This window comes from Deinococcus sp. QL22, from assembly GCF_023370075.1.
Taxonomy (GTDB): Bacteria; Deinococcota; Deinococci; order Deinococcales; family Deinococcaceae; genus Deinococcus.
Window position 1 is genome coordinate 2,437,395 of sequence record NZ_CP097149.1, and the last position, 15,860, is coordinate 2,453,254.

The 15,860-nt window shown below is 62.8% G+C and carries 18 protein-coding genes and 1 tRNA gene; 14 read left to right on the forward strand and 5 right to left on the reverse strand.

Annotated elements, in window-relative coordinates; genetic code table 11:
* Positions 1-4 precede the first annotated feature (4 nt).
* The 3 genes from M1R55_RS12245 to M1R55_RS12255 all read left to right on the forward strand — a co-directional run bounded on the left by M1R55_RS12245 (position 5) and on the right by M1R55_RS12255 (position 1,805).
* Positions 5-847 (forward strand): shikimate 5-dehydrogenase, encoded by an 843-nt coding sequence (locus M1R55_RS12245; RefSeq protein WP_249392034.1) that lies wholly within the window; start codon positions 5-7, stop codon positions 845-847.
* 123 nt (positions 848-970) lie between these two features.
* Entirely contained in the window at positions 971-1,249 is a 279-nt protein-coding gene (locus tag M1R55_RS12250) for a DUF2171 domain-containing protein (protein WP_249392035.1), read from the forward strand.
* Positions 1,250-1,484: 235 nt separating this feature from the next.
* Positions 1,485-1,805, forward strand: a complete 321-nt coding sequence (locus tag M1R55_RS12255) for a YegP family protein (RefSeq protein ID WP_249392036.1) — start codon at positions 1,485-1,487, stop codon at positions 1,803-1,805.
* Positions 1,806-1,835: 30 nt separating this feature from the next.
* On the opposite strand, the gene M1R55_RS12260 is transcribed toward M1R55_RS12255, so the two are convergent.
* From M1R55_RS12260 to M1R55_RS12270, 3 genes are all read right to left on the reverse strand, one after another.
* Positions 1,836-2,582, reverse strand: coding sequence for a ScpA family protein (locus M1R55_RS12260; protein ID WP_249392037.1), 747 nt, complete (start codon positions 2,580-2,582; stop codon positions 1,836-1,838).
* 58 nt (positions 2,583-2,640) lie between these two features.
* A complete protein-coding gene (gene trpS / locus M1R55_RS12265) occupies positions 2,641-3,639 on the reverse strand; it encodes a tryptophan--tRNA ligase (RefSeq protein ID WP_249392038.1) in 999 nt (332 codons plus the stop codon).
* A gap of 268 nt (positions 3,640-3,907) precedes the next feature.
* Entirely contained in the window at positions 3,908-5,824 is a 1,917-nt protein-coding gene (locus M1R55_RS12270; protein WP_249392039.1) for a peptidylprolyl isomerase, read from the reverse strand.
* A 67-nt stretch (positions 5,825-5,891) separates the two neighbouring features.
* On the opposite strand from M1R55_RS12270, the gene M1R55_RS12275 reads away from it, so the two are divergent.
* From M1R55_RS12275 to M1R55_RS12315, 9 genes are all read left to right on the forward strand, one after another.
* Positions 5,892-5,968 (forward strand) — tRNA-Arg (locus M1R55_RS12275).
* Positions 5,969-6,234: 266 nt separating this feature from the next.
* Positions 6,235-7,287 carry an SIS domain-containing protein gene (locus M1R55_RS12280; protein ID WP_249392040.1) on the forward strand — a complete coding sequence of 351 codons (1,053 nt, stop codon included), beginning with the start codon at positions 6,235-6,237 and terminating at the stop codon, positions 7,285-7,287.
* Between the two features lie 55 nt (positions 7,288-7,342).
* On the forward strand, positions 7,343-7,657 hold the full coding sequence (locus tag M1R55_RS12285) for a helix-turn-helix transcriptional regulator (RefSeq protein WP_249392041.1): 315 nt from the start codon (positions 7,343-7,345) through the stop codon (positions 7,655-7,657).
* 7 nt (positions 7,658-7,664) lie between these two features.
* Positions 7,665-8,126, forward strand: coding sequence for an arsenate reductase ArsC (locus tag M1R55_RS12290; protein WP_249392042.1), 462 nt, complete (start codon positions 7,665-7,667; stop codon positions 8,124-8,126).
* Positions 8,127-8,813 (forward strand): MIP/aquaporin family protein, encoded by a 687-nt coding sequence (locus tag M1R55_RS12295; RefSeq protein ID WP_249392043.1) that lies wholly within the window; start codon positions 8,127-8,129, stop codon positions 8,811-8,813.
* Between the two features lie 100 nt (positions 8,814-8,913).
* Complete coding sequence (locus M1R55_RS12300; protein ID WP_249392044.1) at positions 8,914-9,456, forward strand: DUF6428 family protein; 543 nt, start codon at positions 8,914-8,916, stop codon at positions 9,454-9,456.
* A 57-nt stretch (positions 9,457-9,513) separates the two neighbouring features.
* Positions 9,514-9,984 carry a helix-turn-helix domain-containing protein gene (locus tag M1R55_RS12305; RefSeq protein ID WP_249392045.1) on the forward strand — a complete coding sequence of 157 codons (471 nt, stop codon included), beginning with the start codon at positions 9,514-9,516 and terminating at the stop codon, positions 9,982-9,984.
* A gap of 20 nt (positions 9,985-10,004) precedes the next feature.
* On the forward strand, positions 10,005-10,199 hold the full coding sequence (locus M1R55_RS12310) for a hypothetical protein (RefSeq protein WP_249392046.1): 195 nt from the start codon (positions 10,005-10,007) through the stop codon (positions 10,197-10,199).
* Positions 10,200-10,317: 118 nt separating this feature from the next.
* The gene (locus M1R55_RS12315; protein ID WP_249394130.1) at positions 10,318-10,617 is read left to right on the forward strand and encodes a transposase; all 300 of its coding nucleotides are present in this window, start codon (positions 10,318-10,320) and stop codon (positions 10,615-10,617) included.
* Positions 10,618-10,648: 31 nt separating this feature from the next.
* Here M1R55_RS12315 and recJ read toward each other — a convergent pair whose 3' ends face one another.
* Together recJ and M1R55_RS12325 are read right to left on the reverse strand one after the other, a co-directional pair.
* Positions 10,649-12,817 (reverse strand): single-stranded-DNA-specific exonuclease RecJ, encoded by a 2,169-nt coding sequence (gene recJ, locus M1R55_RS12320; RefSeq protein ID WP_249392047.1) that lies wholly within the window; start codon positions 12,815-12,817, stop codon positions 10,649-10,651.
* The gene (locus M1R55_RS12325; RefSeq protein ID WP_249394204.1) at positions 12,814-13,182 is read right to left on the reverse strand and encodes a LapA family protein; all 369 of its coding nucleotides are present in this window, start codon (positions 13,180-13,182) and stop codon (positions 12,814-12,816) included. Before M1R55_RS12325 ends, recJ begins: the two co-directional genes overlap by 4 nt.
* A gap of 98 nt (positions 13,183-13,280) precedes the next feature.
* Here M1R55_RS12325 and M1R55_RS12330 point away from each other — a divergent pair, with 98 nt between their 5' ends.
* Together M1R55_RS12330 and M1R55_RS12335 are read left to right on the forward strand one after the other, a co-directional pair.
* Positions 13,281-14,312 (forward strand): UbiA family prenyltransferase, encoded by a 1,032-nt coding sequence (locus M1R55_RS12330; RefSeq protein WP_249392048.1) that lies wholly within the window; start codon positions 13,281-13,283, stop codon positions 14,310-14,312.
* A 194-nt stretch (positions 14,313-14,506) separates the two neighbouring features.
* Positions 14,507-15,820, forward strand: coding sequence for a phytoene desaturase family protein (locus tag M1R55_RS12335; protein ID WP_371827191.1), 1,314 nt, complete (start codon positions 14,507-14,509; stop codon positions 15,818-15,820).
* Positions 15,821-15,860 lie beyond the last annotated feature (40 nt).

Sequence of the window (15,860 nt, forward strand, 5' to 3'; positions counted from 1 at the left end):
CGGGATGAAGCCGCCGATCAACAAGGACACGCAACTGTGCATGAGTCTGTCGGGCCGCCCCGGCAATTTCGGCACACGCTTTCACAACCACCTGTATGACGCGCTGGGCCTCGATTTTCTCTACAAGGCCTTCACCACCACCGATCTACCTGCCGCCATAGCCGGAATCCGGGCGCTGGGCATTCGCGGCTGCGCAGTTTCCATGCCGTTCAAGGAAGCCTGCATTCCGTATCTGGATAGGCTGGATGCTTCTGCCGCCGTGTTGCAATCGGTGAATACCATCGTGAATGAGGGCAACGTGCTGCACGCCTACAACACCGATTACCTGGCGGTGCGGCAGTTGTTGACCCAGCATCATGTAAACCCGGCACTGCGTTTTGCGTTACGTGGGAGCGGCGGCATGGCGCGGGCAGTGGCCTTTGCCCTGCGCGACGCTGGATTTACCTCCGGTACGATTTTGGCCCGCAACGAGGCGGCGGGGCGGGCGTTGGCGCACGATTTAGCGACACAGGACAGCCAATTCGTCTGGCAGCCTGAACACTGGCAACCTCAGCCCGAAGAAGCTCAACTGCTTATCAACGTGACGCCCATCGGCATGGCGGGCGGCCCGGAAGCGGGGGCATTGGCCTTTGCCCCGGCGCAGATTGCACAGGCGCAGGCCGTAATGGATGTGGTGGCCTCTCCCGCTGAAACCCCGCTGATTCGGGCCGCCCGCACACACGGCAAGCCCGTGATTACTGGTGCAGAAGTCATCGAACTTCAGGCGCTGGAACAGTTCGTGCTGTATACGGGGGTGCGTCCCAGCGCCGAGCAGGTGCAGGCCGCCGCCGCTTTTGCACGCCCGTAAGTTGGCCCAGCATCAGCCTTTCGTCAGACAAGCATCAGCGGGCCTTCGCCGCCTGCTCATGCCTGTCCCACATGCAGGGCGTCCCATGAGAACAGCGCCAGCACGGGCGAAAGGAAGGTTCTTATGACCGGAAACGACCAAGCCATGACCGACAGCGACCTGCAAACCCTCGACGACAAGGCGATGGAAAGCCTGCGGGCGCAGATCACCGAACACCTGCAGGTCAGAGACATCAATGGCGAGCATGTGGGCACGGTAGATCATCTGGAAGGTGATCAGATCAAGCTGACCAGGAGCGGCAGCCCCGATGGACAGCACCATTACGTGCCACTGACCGATGTTCGCAGCGCCGATGAAGTGGCCGTGTACCTCAGCAAAACGCGAGAGGAAATGATGGCGTAAAGCTCAAGCGGCGCTCTTGGAGCATTCGTCAAAAGAGTGGTTTGTTTTGACCAAACGAAGAGAGTGAATTTAGCGAGTAGTTGGGAGAGTAGAAGCAGCAGAAGTCTTTTTTCTGATGCCATGATTCGGGTAAATGCTCTAAACGGAAATGGGGGCAACAGCGGGTGTGTTGCTCCCCCATTTCTGCCCAAAAGATGTACAGTGATAAAAATCACATCATAAAAGGGGCTAAACTATGGCTGGAAAGTTTGTAGTCAAGCGCAGCGGCGATCAATTTATGTTCAATTTTCACGCGGGGAACAGCCAGATCGTGCTGACCAGCGAGCGCTATACCGCCAAAGCCGGGGCAATGAACGGCGTGGAATCGGTGCAGACCAACGCCGCCGACAGCGCCCGCTTCGTGCTGAACGACAGCGGCTTACGCTTTAGCCTGACGGCCCGCAATGGGCAGGTCATCGGCACCAGCGAGACCTATTCCAGCGAAAGTGCCGCCCGCGCAGGCATGGAAGCCGTGACCCGCGCTGCGGAAGGGGCCACGGTAGACGACCAGACCTAGGACTGAAGGCCTTGCATTTCGGTCCCTGAATCAGCCTTCTTCCAGATGCGACGTGATCTGAATTTCTCCGTTCACGTCGTCCTGCAGCACGCTGAAAATGCCCTCTTTGACCCCTTCCAGCAGGGCAGCAAAATACGTGGTCTGCTCGCCCCAGTTCTGCGCCGGAATGCCCCCAAAAGTGAAGGTTCGCAGCCGGGTTCCAAAGGCCCGGAGCGCGCCCAGAGCATCGGCCAAAGTCAGGCGTTCACGGGAGAGCAACGGCACGTCTACCTGACGCACGGCGTTCTGCGCGGCCCGCACCAGTTTACTCAGGCTGCTCTGCGGGTTGCGTGGCCGTTCGCGGCGGGGCAAGGTCACGGGTACGGCGCGGGCGGCAATCAGTCCTTCCCGTTCGCGCCTCCGGGCCGACAAAAAACCCACCAGCGCGTCCAGTTCTGCCAGGGCTTCCACGCCTTCTACCAGTTCTTCCAGCAGGTCGTCAGGCCAACTTTCCTCGGCGGCCTCGGGCTGAAGCTGGGGCAGCAGCAGGCGGGCTTTCAGGGCGATCACACTGGCCAGAGTGGGCAGCAGATCGGGTTGAGCATCGGCATACAATTCGCCAAAGCTCTGCGCCCAAGCCAATACTTCCCGCGTTAGGGTCAGCAGTGGCACTTCGGGCGGCAGAACCCGGCCAGAGCGCAGGGCCGAGGTCAGTTCTGCCAGCGTACCCGAGAAACAGGGCAACTGCACGGCAAAACTGGTCTGGGGGGCGAGGGCCAGAGCTACAGCCGTGCCCACACCTTTCCCCCCAGACTCAGCAATCCACCCACAACCTCAGAAGTCACAACTTCAGAATTCAAAACCGTAGAAATCCGACCTTCTCCCGCGCTTCCTCGAACACGGGCTGGGCAATGGCGCGGGCATCACGCGCACCCTGCAACAAGGCGTCGCGCACAAAATCGGGGTCGGCACGCAGCGCGGCGGCCCGCTCCTGAATGGGCGCAAGTTCCTGGGTCATGCTGCCCAGCAGGAGCTTTTTGCAGTCCACGCAGCCAATGCCAGCGGTGCGGCAACCGCTATACACAGTTTCCAGCGTGGGCAGATCGCTGAACAGCTTGTGATAATCCCCAATCAGGCACTTGTCGGGGTCGCCGGGGTCGGTGCGGCGCACGCGGGCGGGGTCGGTGGGGGCCACCCGTAGCTTTTGCCAGATCGAATCCAGCGGCTCCAGAATGCCGATGGTGGTGGCCTCGCCTTTGCTCTTACTCATCTTGCCCGATCCGTCCAGTCCGGGAATCCGCAGCGCGTCCTTTTCCAGCACCGCCCTCGGTTCCGGGAATGTATCGCCAAAGGCATGGTTAAACTTGCGGGCAATCTCGCGGGTCAGTTCGATGTGTTGTACCTGATCTTCACCGACTGGCACGGTGTCGGCCTTGTACAACAGGATGTCGGCGGCCTGAAGCACCGGGTACATCAGCAGGCCCGCCGGGGTACTTTCCAGCTTTCCGGCCTTATCTTTGTACTGGGTCATGCGCTCCAGTTCGCCCACCGGAGTGATAACTGTAAACAGCCACGCCAGTTGGGTATGTTCGGGCACATGCGACTGCACAAAAAAGATGACCTTTTCGGGGTCTAGGCCCGCCGCCATATTGGCTACCGCCATATCAAAGGTGCGCTGGGCCAGGAATTTGGGATCATAGGCGCTGGGATTGGTGGGCGCGTGTAGGTCTACCACGCAATAAATAGAGTTTTTGCCCAATTGATCGCCCAATTTCACATAATTTTTCATGGCCCCGAAGTAGTTCCCGATATGGGGATCACCCGTAGGCTGGATTCCAGAAAAGACTCGCGGCATCGCAGAAGATGGCAAGACAGACGACGGCAGGACAGAAGACATAATGTCGGCAATTCTAGCGGGCCGGGGCAAGCTGAGGCGTGGGCCGAATGGCGCAGAGGCAGCCCAGCCCAGTCTGCTTCGCAGCCAGCCCCTCTCAAGGAGAGCAACAAGCACTTGATTCCTCGCTCTCAGGGGAGACGTTGTGTCAGTAACGGGGGGTTCCGCTCCATCTCAACCCTCACCTGGGCGGCCCCATCATGCGGGCCGCCCAGGTGAGGGTTGAGGATTAGGGTGTTTCAGTCTCGGGCGTTTCGGTAGCCGGAGTCTCTGTCGCCGGAGCGTCCGTCGCTGGAGTCTCGGTGGCCGGCGCATCCGTCCCTGTGGCCGGTGTCGCAGGCGTTCCCGCTGCCGGGGTGGCCGGAGCAACCGCTTTAGGCACACGCTTTTCCTGCGCGGCCAAGATGGTTTTCAGGTTGTCGGTGGGCTTAAGCGCCGCGACCTGTTTGGCCACAAAAGCCGTTCCCACTTCATTCTTTTTGGTGCCCAACACTTGCTGCTCTATCTGGGTACGAACAGCACTCAGGGGCTGGGTTGCGGCGCGTTTCAGGTCGGCCACATACGCCACCGAGTAGCGCGTGCCGACTTGCACCACATCGCTCAGGCTGCCTTCTCCGGCGGTTTTCAGGGTCTTGGCAGTAAACACGGCGGCGTTCAGTTCTTCGCCCAATTTACCGTCGCCGCCTGTAACGGCTCCGCGCTCGCTTACAGTGCCGCCCGCTTTGGTGGCGGCCTGCGTAAAGTTGCTGCCGTTCCAGTTATTGCGGAAGGCCACGGCCTGCGCTTTTTCTTTAAAGCTGGCCTCGTTCACTGTGCCGCTGGCAGGCGTTTCAAATTGCTTGATGTTGTCCAGGTAGTACTTTTGCACTTCGGTGTCGGTCACTTTCACGTCACGCGCACCGTAGGCAGCCAGCGCTGCGACTAGCTCCTGGCGCGTTCCGGCCAGCGCCAACTTCTGATCCTGCGCCACTTTGCGGGCGGCGTAGCCCTGAATCAGGCTTTGTACCACTTGTGGCTTCAGGATGCCGTTCACCAGTTGCGCGGCCTGATCGGCGGGCACCTGCTGCAACAGGCCCGTAAATTGCTCGTTGCCCACCACTTGCCCGATCACTTCCGAGTAGGGAATGTTTTGCCCCGCGACTTTGGCCACGGTGGGGTCTTCGGCTTTCCAGTTGATGTCTACGTATTCGATCTTCATGTCGGCGGCCAACTTGTCGCCCCACACTTCTACGGCGGCGTTCTTCTTCTGCTCGTTTACGGCGGTCAGCACGTCGGTTTTGGCTTCGGCAAACGGCTTGGGTGCGGGTGCGAGGAACTTCTCCACCTTCACGATGTAAAACTTGCCGCCGCTCTTGATTACGTCGGTGACGCCGCCCTCGGTGAGAGCAAAGGCCGCCGTGCCGACTTCTGCGGGCAAGGCAACCTGAGCCACCGGGCGGGGAGCGCCGTTCTCTAGCGGGCCGAGTGCGCCGCCCCGGTCTTTGTTTTCGGTGCTGTTGGCCGTGGCCAGCGCCGCAAAGTCGCCGCCTGCCTTCACCTGTGCCAGCAAGCTCTTGGCCTTGGCTTCATCGGCCACCACGATCTGACGGCCCACGATCCGGGCGTCGCTGACAAAGTTGTCTTTGTTCAGCGTGTAGTACAGCTGCGATTCGGCGTCGGTGGCGGGCGCGGCAGTGGCCTTGATGGAATCCACCTTGCGCTGCACGGCAAGGCCGTCGCGTACCTGCTTGCGGAATGCTGCGTCGGTCAGGCCAGCACCTTGCAGGGCGTCCGTCCAGGCCTTGTTGTCGGTCAGGCTGTTTTGCTCGCGCACTTTGGTCACTTCGGCATTCACGTCGGCCTTGCTTACGTTGATGTCTTTGGCGGCCTGAATGTACAGCACCTGACGGGCTTTTTGGGCCACCACGTAGGTCTTGAAATCATCGCCCAATAGCCCGGTATCGGTGGTGCTTAGCACAGGATTGCCGCGCCGCAGGGCTTCTAATTCTTCCACCGTCACGGTTTCGCCGTTCACTTTCAGGGCGGGCGTTCCGGTCTGGCGATTAAAGAGGCTGCCGAGGTTCGGCGTGAACTGGTAGGCCATGCCCACCACCAACATCAATGCAAGAACGCCCAGCAGGACGTTCACGAACTTCTTGTTCTTCACTTGATCTCCTTCATGCAAAGTGCTACTTTACCTGAGCTTTGTGGGTTCCGGTTCGGGATCTGTGCAAGCACTCGTAGCTCAGGTGGATAGAGCGTTGGCCTCCGAAGCCAAAGGCCACAGGTTCGAGTCCTGTCGAGTGCACCATCCATGAGTAAGCCAGTCACGTCGCCCCAGAAGGCGGCGTTTCTGTTTGGGCGGCTTCCAGCAGCGCCTTGAACCGAGCGGTGTCTACTGGAATTGGGACGAGAACAAAAGGACACGCGCAGGATTCTAGCACGCAAGGTTAAAGGGGCGTGAAGGCAGAATCTCTGTTCTGAACGGTGTTTTTGGTTGCCTTTGCGCCGTCGAGACTCTGGCCGGGCTGCTTGTGCGCCTCCCCCAGAGTGCTTACGCCATGTACGCTAGACGGTATGACCATCCCTCCTGCTCCTGCCCCCGCCAGCGACTTGTTTGCGCTGCTGGCCCGCCTGCCCGGCAGTTACGCTGGCCCCACCCGCGCCGAAGAAGCCCCGCACGCCATCGTCGGGGTAGGCGAGGCCACACTGGCCGTGCAATTGGCCGAAACCCTCGTGGCCGTCAACTTTACCCGCACGGGCACGCAATTTGTGCTGGACAGTGCCGACGCCGGAGACGCCGCCCGCACCTTTGCGGAACTGGCCGAAGTCGCGGGAGCCAAGGTCAGGCGTATCAGCACCGGCGGCAGCGCCAGTGAAATAGATGTGCTGGTACCGGGCGGCCCACTGGCGACCTACCATTTTGCCCAGTTTCTGGCCCACGCTACCGGGCACGGCGAGCAGGCCCAGGCCGCCGACGCGCTTCTGACCGATCTGGCCTACCGCTGCGCCCCCAGCGTGGAGCAGGACAACCCCGCCCGCGATTTGGCGTGGAGCTTGTGGGGCCGCACGCCGCTGCTGTTGGCCGCGCCCGACGCCGAAGCCTTACCGCAGGCGTGGCAGAGCCTGCTGGCCCGCATCGGCAAAACGCTGAGTATTCCAGTCATGGGCGATCCACTGCCCTTCGTCACAGGCGCGTTCGAGGCCCAGCACGAAAAGGGCGACGGCAAAATCGCGCTGCTGTTGGGCGACGCCGATCCCGCGCTGATGGTGGCCCGTGAAATCCTGGATTCGCGCATCGATGAAGTGATGCATGTGCCGTATTTTCAGGAAGAGGTGGGCGGGTACGCGGCCCAGTTGGGCCTGTGGTACTTCGGCGCTTGGGTAGCCGCCTACCTGGCCGAACGCTATGAACAGTCGCCCAACGACCTCGCTATCTTGCGCCGCGCTCAGGCCGTCCTGAGTGGCGAGGCCGCCGAGGACACCCTCAACGCCCCCCGCGAAGATGTACGCCGCACGCCGATCATCAAGGACTGGCGCGACGAAGACTCCGACTCGGCAGAATTGGACGACGGCGAGGACTTCGACGGGGAAGACTTTGACGAAGATGTGGATGAGGACGACGAATAAACGAATCGGCTGTAGCTGCTGCGTCGGCTGCCAATTCATCAACTAGAATGGATGGATGACCACCGCTGTTGCTGCCCCCACTGTTCTTGACCAACTTAAAGCCCTATCGCACGAGATTCGCTTTGATCTGGTGCGGTACTTGGCGGGGGGCGAACGCTGCGTTTGTGACCTTGAAGCTCTGCCCCAATCTAAAGTCTCCTATCACCTGGGCATCCTGCGCGACGCCGATCTGGTGTGGGCCGAACAGCGGGGCAAGAATATGTACTACGCGCTTCGCCCAGAGCCGTTATTCATTTTGGGTGGCTCACTACTCACCGAAATTTTTGCCCAGCCTGTCCACTTGACGCATCAAAATAATTCGATATGCTAGGCGGAACATGACCCGTGTTCTGATTCTGTGCACCCACAATTCGGCCCGCTCGCAGATGGCCGAAGCCCTTACCCGTGACGCGGCGCGGCGGCTGGGCTTTGATTTGGAGGTGCATTCGGCAGGCACCGAGGCCACCCGCGTGAAGGACGATGCCAGGACGGTGATGAACGAGCTAGGCCTGAGCCTGGACGCGCACACCAGCAAAACGCTGTGGAACGTGCCAGACGCCCAAAACTTCGAGTACGTCATCACGGTCTGCGATTCTGCCGCCGAAGCCTGCCCGGTGTATCCCGGCCACACCCACCGCCTGCATTACCCCTTCACCGATCCCAGTGGCGGCAGCCTAGATCGGTGGCGGGCTGTGCGCGATCAACTCAAGGTTCAATTTGATGCGTTTGTGGGAGCCTTGGCTGAGGGTCAGCCTGTCCCGGCCACCTACGAAGCCAGCCCCGCCGTCGCGGTGGGCTGAATGTCTGTCCCGCTCCCACGGGCGCTGGCTGCCGAGGGCATCGGCACATTTGCCCTGATTTTTTTCGGCCCCGGTGCAGCCGTGGTGCAGGCGCAAACCGGGGCGCTCGGACATGCGGGTGTGGGATTGGTCTTCGGTCTCACCGTCGCCACCGTTATTGCGGCTCTGGCCCCCATCAGCGGCGCACACATCAACCCGGCGGCCACCTTTGCGCTGGTGCTGGCAGGCAAATTCCCTCGCTCACACGCCCTGCCGTATGTGCTGGCCCAACTGCTCGGCGCGAGTTTGGCCGCCTTCACGCTGCTGGCCCTGTTCGGCATGAAGGGGAATGTGGGCGTGACTGTGCCTGCTGGAAGCGTGGGACAGGGGTTTGTTCTCGAAACGGTCATGACCTTTTTTTTGTTGCTCGTGGCCCTGCGTTCCGGGTTGCCGTGGGTGGTGGGCGGCGTGGTGGCCTTAGAGGCCGTGATGGGCGGCCCGATCACGGGAGCCAGCATGAATCCGGCCCGCAGCTTTGGCCCGGCGCTCGCCAGCGGCATCTGGACGGCCCACTGGCTGTACTGGGCGGCTCCGCTGCTGGGTGCGGCCCTCGCAGTGGCGGCCAATCATTTTCTCAGTCCGGCTGAACCCGTGGAAACCACACCCCATCAGGCGCAGGAATTCGCGCCTACAGGTGAAGGGCGGTGATGGCGCTGGTTTCGCATCGGAGCTCCTGCCGCCGCTGGCCGTGTACCCAGCAAAATATTACCGTCCTACACGCCCTCTAACCCCTCACAGGAGATAGCCCATGACCACTCAAACGCTTCCCGGTCTTGCCACTCAGACCTCAACCTTCGCCTTCCTGTCCGACTTGCGAGGCACCGATCAGCGGCCGCTCGAATTTCATCTGCACGGCGTGGTCTTGGTGCCTGCGGGCTACCACGTCACCGAGGTCAAGGCCGTGACCATCGAGGCGATGGACTGCGGCGGCAAGGCGGCGACGTGGCGCGAAACGGTGATTCAAGTGATGGACGGGAGCGCCGAAGAAGCGCGGGCCGGATTCATGACCAACCGCAAATTCCTGGCGATCTATGAACGCGCTGCCAAGCAATTGTCTATCAGGGGCGCCGCCGAGGTGCGGTTTGAATACGGCAACAGCCACACGCCTGCCCTGCAGTACCACGTGACCCACGCCGAGGTGCAACCGGGGCGAATACTCGTGCATCTGCAAATGCCGGGTGTGCAGTGCAAAGCGGGCGAGGCGTGCGGCTTGCCAGTCGCTACCGCCGAGGCAGGATGCGCCCCAAAGAGCGGGTGCTGCACGCCACAAGCGCCGATCTATCTAGGGTAGACAGGAGTTTCCTGTTCTAGTGGACAGCCACAGGCATGACATGGGTTAGACTCAGGAATGGGACGACAGAAGCAGTGGGTTGTGAAGCTGAGTGACGATGAGCGGCAACAGCTGACGGACATGACGCGCAAAGGCGTGCACAGTGCGCGGGTCATGACCCGCGCACGTCTGCTGTTGCTGAGCGAGCAAGGGCTCCTCGATCAGGAGGTGGCCCAGCGTCAGGGCGTCAATGCTGCGACTGTGGCATCCATTCGCAAGAAGTACGCTGAGGGCGGCCTGCAGGCTGCCCTGTACGAAAAAGAGCGTCCTCAGCAGCCCCCGAAACTGGATCCTCAGCAGACGGCGATCCTGATTGCCGAAGTCTGTCGGGCACCTGATGGTCGGGAGAAGTGGACGATGCAGCTCTTGGCTGATCGTCTGGTGACCTTAGGCGTGGTGGACAGTAGTAGTGACGAGACGGTGCGGCGCACACTGAAAAAAACGCGCAGGGACCGTGGCAAGTTCAAAGTGGGTGTGTCGCTCAGGTAGGCGCGGACTTCGTCTGGCGCATGGAAGCTGTGCTGGACACGTATGCTCAGCCCTACGACGCTTCGCGGCCGGTCATCTGCTTCGATGAAACATCCTACCAGCTGCTTGATCATGTCCGTGAGCCATGGCCACCCGTGCCGGGAATCCCGGCACGGGTGGATCATGAAGACAAGCGGTGCGGCACGGTGAATTTCTTCGTGGCCTTCGAACCCTGACGGGTCAACGTACGGTCACGGTGACCGAGCGACGAGGAAATGCGGAGTTCGCAGCGCAACTCCAGAGCCTGGGTGACGCTCTCCCGAGGCAGAGAAGATCACACTCGTCCTGGATCAGCTGTCGACACACAGCCCAGCGGCGTTATATCAACCTCTTCCGGCAGAGGAAGCCCGGCCATTGACTCGTCGATTTGAGTGGGTACACACGCCAAAACATGCGTCTTGGCTGAACATGGCCGAACTCGAATGGTCGGCCCTGCAACGTCAGTGTCTTGGGCAACGTCTGGCCAGCAAAGAGGCCGTCGAGCGTGAGATACAGGCCTGGGAAACCGACCGCAATGCGCGGGCGGTGCGCGTGAACTGGCAATTCTCAACACCAGCTGCGCGGGAGAAGCTCGGACGGCACGACCCAGCGTGAGAATAACTACAGACATGCCTGTGGCTGTCCACTAGTCGTCTGCCACAGCCAATTCATGCTCCGCTGCTTCATGTCCGTCCACTTCCGGTACAGCCAGCCCCAGCATCGCGTGAACACTCGCCGTCCAGCCCTGATCGTCCAGCGTACGGTGATGGTGCGCCCATTGCCAGCGGCGGTAGGCGTCGGCGGCACTTTCCAGGTGCGCGTCGTCGTGCGTGGCGTCTAGCAATGGGTTGGGCGGCGGGGGCGCGAGGTGATGCCGCGTCAGTGCGCCTTCCAATTCGGCCAGCGTTTTGGGGCCGAAAGCAAAGGCCACCCGCCCCGCCGTGACCCACATCCGTAGGTCGGATTCTGCGGGCAGGGCGTATAGGATCAGTTCGCCGCCAGGGTGCGGATCGCCCGGACGGGTCAGGGTCAGGCCCGGCACATTGCCGCCCAGATACTCGGCCACTGCGCCCTCGGCATAGGCACTGGCCCCCGATTTCAGGTGCTGCATGGCCTGTTTGGGATCCAGGCGGGGGGTAGGGGAGAGGGTCGCCGCTCCCCACCCTTCTAAACAGCCCTCCAGCCCCAGCGATGCGGGCAGGCGCAACGCTTGGCCGTGCAGTTCCAGATTCACCTTGCCCCGGAATTCGTTCAGAACCAACTGGGTCGCCAGGTCGCGGCTGCCGGGAGTGGCGTCGGTTTCGCCGTATTTCACGCCCTTCAGCGGCCCCACCCGGAATTGCAGACTGTCGCCGCGTTTGCCCACCAGGCGCGTGTCAGTCAGGGTATCGCGCACGTGCCACAGCGGGGGGCGGTGGCCTTCGCCGTAGGGTTCGAAGCTGGCAGCCTCGGCCACCAAGTCCATCGTCGCGCCCAGTGTGGGTAGGGGAGCGTCTAACAAAAAGGTCGGCACAGGCGTAGGAAACTGCCGGGCGTAAGCATGTATCCGGTCACGAAAGGCCGCGATATTTTCCGGCGCGATAGAGAAACCCGCCGCGCCGGGATGCCCACCGTAGCGTTTCAGCAGGTGTTCGCTGTCGCGGAGGCCCTGCACCGCGCTGATTCCCGGCGTGCTGCGAACCGAGCCTTTGCCCTGCGCGATGATGTACACCGGCTTGTGGTAGGTCTCTACCAATTTGCTTGCCACGATACCCATCACGCCCGCGTGCCAGTCGGCGTGCGTGACCACCAGCGCGGGCTCCGAAGGGTCGGCAATCGTGAGGGCTTGCTCGAACATCTTGTCTTGCAGTACACGGCGGTCAGCGTTGCGCGTTTCCAGGTAGGCAGCCAGGGTGGCGGCCTCATGCTGGCTGTCGGTGGTCAGCAATTGCAGCGCGATGTCGGCCTCGCCCAGTCGTCCGGCGGCATTGATGCGCGGGGCCAGAATAAAAGCCACGTCTCGGGCGGTGGGGCGGCGCACCTGTTTGGTGTCCATTAGCGCCCGCAGGCCGGGATGCGTGGTGCGTTCCAATTCTGCCAGCCCAGCCCGTACCAGCGCCCGGTTTTCTCCGATCAGGGGGGCCACGTCGGCCACCGTACCCAGCGTCGCCAGTGCCGTGAGGGAACGGGGTTCGGGCAGCCCCAGTTCGGTAAAAATGGCCCAGAGCAGGTGATAGGCCACGCCCGCTCCGGTCAGGTTGTGCAGCGCCCCATTGTAGCCGCTGGTCAGTTGCGGGTGAACCACCAACGTTGCGGGAAACTCCTTGCCGGGTGCGTGGTGGTCGGTCACAATCACGTCTACGCCCTGATCCAGCAGCGCCCGCACTTCTTCCACGTTGCTGACGCCGCAGTCCACCGTGACCAGCAAGTCGGCGGCGGCGGCGTGTTCCTCTACCCGGTCAGGATGGACGCCGTAGCCCTCGTTCAGGCGGTGCGGAATAAAGCCGTGTACATCGGCCCCGATTTGTCTTAGCCCCAGTACCAGAATCGCCGTTGCCGTCACGCCGTCGGCGTCGTAATCGCCGTGAATTCGGATGCGCTTGTTGGCCGCCACTGACTTCACTATTCGCCGCGCCGCTTCTATCAGGGCCGGATTGGGTGTCAGCGTCAGCGGGGGATCAAGCAGTTCACGGGTCAGGCCGCGCCCGTGCAGCACCTGCGCCAGCGGCGGAGACACGCGCCAGGCCCGCATCACGTCTAGGAGTTCCTCGCGGCTGGCGGGCGGGGCCAGCAGCCAGCGCGGTTCGGGCAGAGTTGTTGCTTTGACTGGGCTCATGGCTGGTTTCCTAGTTGGGTCTGTTCTGATCCGGTGGGTGGGGCGGGAGTCAGGTTGGTCGGGGTCATGGCTCCCAAGCGGGCCTGCAACGTGGCGGCCAGGCGGTTTTCCAGCGCCGAGCGTTCGCGCACGTCGCGCCTGCGTTTGGCCCGCACATTCCAGAGGGGCGGCACGAACAACAGCGCCGCGTACATCGCCCCTGTAATCAGAAACAGTGCCACCGCTGCGCCCACTGGCAGGCTCAGTTCGCCGCGTCCGAAGGGCAGGGGTAGCCTTACCACCTGCGGGTTTTCCAGCGCCACCAACAGGAGGTAAGCCGCCAGCGCCAGCAGCAGCAGAACCTGAACAAACGAAACGAGCCGCATCACGGTCTAGTTTAGCGCCTGTGAAGGGTGCAACAGGCGATACAGACCAGTCCTTGCGGGACGGCTGGCCTGCGCCGCGCCGCTAGAATAAGCCCGATATGGTGCCCCGCCTGCGTTCTGTAATAACAAATTGTGATGGTTCGCGGGAATCATCCGAGCGGACTGGAACAGCTGCGAAGCAGAGCGAGTGGCAACAAGTACGGACTGGCGGCGATGGACCAACATCCGGTGTCGTTGCGGATGTTCGGGAATCAGAGCAAGTCCGTGTAGCCCGCCCCACCCTGCTGCCGCTCTCCCGGCTGCTGGCGGTGTCGCGTCCGGCCCTGTGGGTCAATACGGTGGGCACGCTGGTCACGGGGCTGTGGCTCAGCGGGCATCTGTACAGCCTCCAGCTAGAATTCTGGGTGCTGCTGGTCTATTTCACCCTGCCTTTCAATCTGCTGATTTACGGGTTAAATGACCTGTCTGACCGTGCCGAGGATGCCCGCAGTGGGCGCAAAGGCGGCTGGCAGGGCGCACGCCTGATGTCGGGCGAGGGTGCGCCGCTGCTCACGGCGATTCTGGCGGTGAATCTGCCGTTTTTGCTGCTGCTGGCGTGGCTGTTGCCGCCCGCTGCGTCGCTGGTTCTGGCGCTGTCGGCTGGCCTGTTCGCGGCCTACTCGGTGCCGCCGCTGCGCTTCAAGGGCCGCCCCGTGCTGGACGGCCTGAGCAACGTGGCCTACGCCCTGCCGCTGGTGTTGCCCGCGCTGGTGCTGGGCGGCCCCGTTCCGCTGCTGCCGTTGCTGACGCTGATGGCCTACTCGGTGGGCAAACACGCCTTCGACGCCGTGCAGGACATCCCCGCTGACCGGGAAGGCGGCACGCGCACCGTCGCCACCACACTGGGCGCGGCGGGCACCGCCTTCTATGCGCTGGGGTGGTTCGCGCTGGCTGGGGCACTTGTGTGGAGTGAAAGCCGTCTGGTGGCATTAACGTTGTGGGCCGTGTGCGGCGGGATGTCTCTGGCGCTGGCCCGCACACCCACGCCGGAGTGGGCCGCCCGCCTGTACCCACTCAGCATCGTGTCGCCCTGGGTGGTGGGCACGGTGGCCGGGGTGCAGTTGGTGTATCTGCTGGCGCGGCAGGGGTGAACGGTGTGTTATGGGCTATGAGCGGTGAACCGGACACCGACAGTGGTGTAAAAGATGCTGCACTGGGGAAGCCCATCAATCATCTGGCCCCCACGCCTTTGCCACGCACCACTGATCACTCACCACTCACACAACGCCCCGGCCCCCCTTCTGGCCGACAATCACGCCCCGATACCGCCATCATCGGCGGCGGCCTGGCGGGCCTGACACTCGCGGCATTGCTGGCCCAGCGCGGTCATGCCGTTACCGTGTACGAGGCAGATCGCTTGGGCGGAAAGCTTAGGCGCATAGAGGTCGGTGGCCTGAGTTTCGACACTGGCCCCAGCCTGTTCACCTTTCCCGGCGTGTGGCACAAGGTTCTGGCCCGTCTGCGTGAAGGTTCAGACCCGCTGGATTTGCGCCCGCTGCCGGATGGGTTGGGACTTCATCACACGCCGTTTGGTCCGGTGCCCCTGCCTGTGCCGCCCGGTCACGCGCTGTACGCCGACTGGCTGCGGGTCTGTGCGGCGGCGGCTCCGGTTGCGCCGTACCTAGAAACGCTGCTGACCACGCCGCCCCGCTTCACTTCCCCGGCCTTCCTGCGGGCCAGTGCGACGTTGGCACACGCCACCGGGCCGCACTTCACTGCCGAGGGCTGGATTCGGGCGCAGCGGGTGCATCCGGCGTTGGCCCACGCGCTCCGCACCCACGCCCTGAATGCCGGATTGCCGCCCGCCGATGCCCCGGCCTTGTATGCCCTGCTTCCGGCCCTGATCGCGGGCCATGTCTGCCGTCCGGCGGGGGGAATGGGCGTGCTGCTGGACAGCTTGCACGGCTTCTGCACGGCGCGGAGCGTGGAATTTCGGGGCGGCGTAAAGCGGCTGGATGCGGCATCGGGAAGCCTGACGCTGGAAGGGGAAGAGGTGGCCCGACACGATATGCTGGTCAGTGCCATTGACCCGGCCCGGCTCGCAGCGTTGCGGGGCCAGCCCGTGCATTCGCCCCTGCCCCGGCGCACGGTCAGCGGCGTGGCCGTGTACGCCGCATTCGCTCAGGCTGTCCCGCTCCCCGCCACCAGCATCATTCCCCCCACCGACTTTGCCACCTTCCGCGCCGCCATGCGTGCCGGGGCATTGCCACCCGATACGTTGACCCTCATCCACGCCGATGGGCCGCGCTTAGCCGTGTTGCTGACTGCCCCGGCCACCGCCCGCCCGCTTACGCCCGATCATCCTTGGGTTCAGGCGCAACTGGCGCGGGTAGAACAGGTCTTGGAGGTGCCGGGGCTGCTGGCTTCGGCCTCCGCAATTGGGGTGCTTGACCCCGCCCACTATGCAGGGGGCGGGCATCCCGGTGGCGCAATTTACGGCCTCGGAAACCCAGTCTGGCGCGGCGGCCCGCTGCATCCTCAGCCGTACCGCCTCTCGCCCCGGCTGTGGCAGGTGGGGACGGGCGTGCACCCTGGTGGCGGTATTCCGGCTATTTTGGGCGGCGCTCTGATCGTGGACGAGTTGCTGGCAGAGTCATAAGTCTGGCAAGAAAAAACCCGCCGCAGGGCAGGTTCAGGGT